Source organism: Streptomyces phytophilus (genome assembly GCF_013870535.1).
In the GTDB taxonomy this organism is placed as follows: domain Bacteria; phylum Actinomycetota; class Actinomycetes; order Streptomycetales; family Streptomycetaceae; genus Streptomyces; species Streptomyces phytophilus.
Genome location: NZ_JACBXC010000888.1, coordinates 1 through 2,571, shown reverse-complemented (window position 1 = coordinate 2,571; position 2,571 = coordinate 1). Strand labels below are relative to the sequence as shown.

2 protein-coding genes are annotated in these 2,571 nt (G+C 73.0%); both read left to right on the top strand.

Annotated elements, in window-relative coordinates:
- The first annotated feature begins 92 nt into the window (after positions 1-92).
- On the top strand, positions 93-1,553 hold the full coding sequence (locus H5J30_RS26745) for an ABC transporter permease (protein WP_181789894.1): 1,461 nt from the start codon (positions 93-95) through the stop codon (positions 1,551-1,553).
- Between the two features lie 51 nt (positions 1,554-1,604).
- Positions 1,605-2,291, top strand: a complete 687-nt coding sequence (locus H5J30_RS26740) for an ABC transporter ATP-binding protein (RefSeq protein WP_181789893.1) — start codon at positions 1,605-1,607, stop codon at positions 2,289-2,291.
- The last annotated feature ends 280 nt before the right edge of the window (positions 2,292-2,571 follow it).

The window sequence follows — 2,571 nt, the reverse complement described above, 5'->3', positions numbered from 1 at the left end:
TACGGCGTACGTACGGCGGGGCCCGGCCCTTTCTCATGGCACTCTCACCGTGACCTCAGCCTTTCCCCAACCTCGCGCCATAGCTTCGCCGCATGTTCCTCACCTACCTGCGGCGCGAGTTGCGCCGGCGCAGAAAGGCCGCACTGGTCGTCGCTCTCGGCCTCGCGCTCGGGATCGGCCTCGTCATCACCGTGTCCTCCGTGGCCGCCGGCATGCGCGACGCCCAGGACGAAGTCCTGCATTCCCTCTACGGCGTGGGCACCGACCTCACCGTCAGCAAGGAGGCGGACGAGAGCGGCGGCGGTCCGCAGACCTTCCGCATCGGGCCGGGTGAGGACGGCGAGGACGCCACCAGGACCGACGACCGGCTGATGCCCCTCGGCGGCTTCCAGCACCTCGACGACTCGGTCGTCGGCGAGGTCGCGGCCCAGGACGGCGTCGACACGGCGGTGGGCGCGCTGGCGCTCAACGACATCGAGTTCAAGGGCGACTTCCAGCAGGGGAAGATCGAGGGCGGCGCCACCGGCCAGGCGGCCCCCGGCCAGGGCGGGCCCGGCGGCGGAGGCGGCGGGGGCGGTCCGCGGATCGAGGGCGGCGGCGCCGACGTCGACGTCGACTCCTTCACCGTCACCGGCCTCGACGTCACCCAGCAGGATGTCGGCCCGCTGTCCTCGTCCAAGATCAGCGACGGCGCGACCTTCGGCAAGAACGACACCGACGCCCTCAAGGCGGTCGTCGACAGCGCGTACGCCAAGGACGAGGACCTGAAGGTCGGCGACGACGTCACCATCAAGGGCAAGAAGTTCGAGGTCGCCGGCATCGCCACCGCCGACACCGGCGCCGCCACCGCGAACGTCTACATCCCGCTGAAGCGCGCCCAGCAGCTGTCCGACGCAGACCTTCAGGACAAGGTCTCCACCATCTACGTCAAGGCCGACAGCTCCGAGGACATCCCCGCGGTCAAGGACGCCATCGACGAGAACGTGGCCGGTGCCAGCGTCACCTCCGCCTCCGACCTCGCCGAGCAGGTCTCCGGCAACCTCTCCACCGCCTCCAACCTCGCCACCAACATCGGCAAGTGGCTCTCCGTCGTCGTGCTGGTCGCCGCCTTCCTGCTCGCCGGGCTGCTCACGATGTCCGCCGTCGGCCGGCGGGTGCGGGAGTTCGGCACGCTGAAGGCGCTCGGCTGGCGCAGCGGGCGCGTCGTCCGGCAGGTGATGGGCGAGGCGTTCGTCAACGGCATCCTCGGCGGCGTCCTCGGCATCGCCCTCGGGGTCGGCGGCGCGTACCTCGTCACGACCGTCGCCCCGACGCTCGACGCCTCGATGGGCCCCGGCTCCGACATGCCCGAGGGCGCCGCCATGCGCGGGCCGAGCGAGCTGGTGGACGCGGCGAACTCCACCGTGGAGGTCGCGCTGCAGGCGCCCGTGACCCTGCCCGTGATCGCCCTGGCCGTCGCGCTCGCCGTCGCCGGCGGGCTGATCGCCGGACTCTTCGGCGGCTGGCGGGCGGCGCGGCTGCGGCCGGCGGACGCGCTGCGGCGCGTCGAGTAGCCCCACCCCTCCCCGACCACCTCACCCCCGCGGCACCCAGGAGTTGACACGATGTACCAGCTCACCGGCGTCACCAAGCGCTACCAGCGCGGCAAGGAGGCCATCGACGCCCTCGCCGGCGTCGACCTCACCATCGCCGACGGCGACCAGCTCGTCGTCCGCGGCCCCACCGGCGGCGGCAAGTCGACGCTGCTGCAACTGCTCGGCGGCCTCGACCGCGCGACCTCCGGCACCGTCAGCCTCGACGGCACCGACCTCGCCCGGCTCAGCGAGGCCGCGCTGACGCGGGTACGGGCCGCGACCATCGGCTTCGTCTTCCAGAGCTTCAACCTCATCCCCACGCTCAGCGCGCAGGAGAACGTCGAGACCGCGCTCGTACCGCTCGGCGTGAAGGCGACCGAGCGCGCCAAGCGGGCGGCGGAGGCGCTGGAGTCCGTGGGGCTCGCCGAGCGGCTGACGCACCTGCCCGGCGAGCTGTCCGGCGGCCAGCAGCAGCGCGTGGCCATCGCGCGGGCGCTGGTGAAGCAGCCGAAGGTGCTGCTGGCCGACGAGCCGACCGGCAACCTCGACGAGGACACCCGGGACGACATCGTGGCGCTGCTGGAAGGGCTGTGGAAGGAGCTGGGGCTGACGTACGTGCTCGTCACGCACGACAGCTCGATCGCCCGGCGGGCGCCGCGGCTGGCGGTGATCAAGAAGGGCCGGCTGAAGATCACGGAGCGGGAGAAGGCGGCGTAGCGCCTCGGGGCACGGGGGATGCGGGGGAAGGGCGCGTACGGGCGCGGATGTGCCCGTACGCGCCCCTGCGCGCTCCGCGCGCGTCGTACGGCGGTGGTGCCGCCCCGTGCGGCGGCGGGTCCTTCAGCGGCGGCGCGGTGAGGCCAGCAGGTACAACCCGCCGTCGCGCTCGGGGTGTTCGGAGACCTGCCAGCCCGCCGCCTCCAGCACCCCCGCCGCGCGTACCAGCTCGCGCAGCGCCGGTCCCGGGCGCCAGTCGACCCGTACCGCCTCGGGCTGG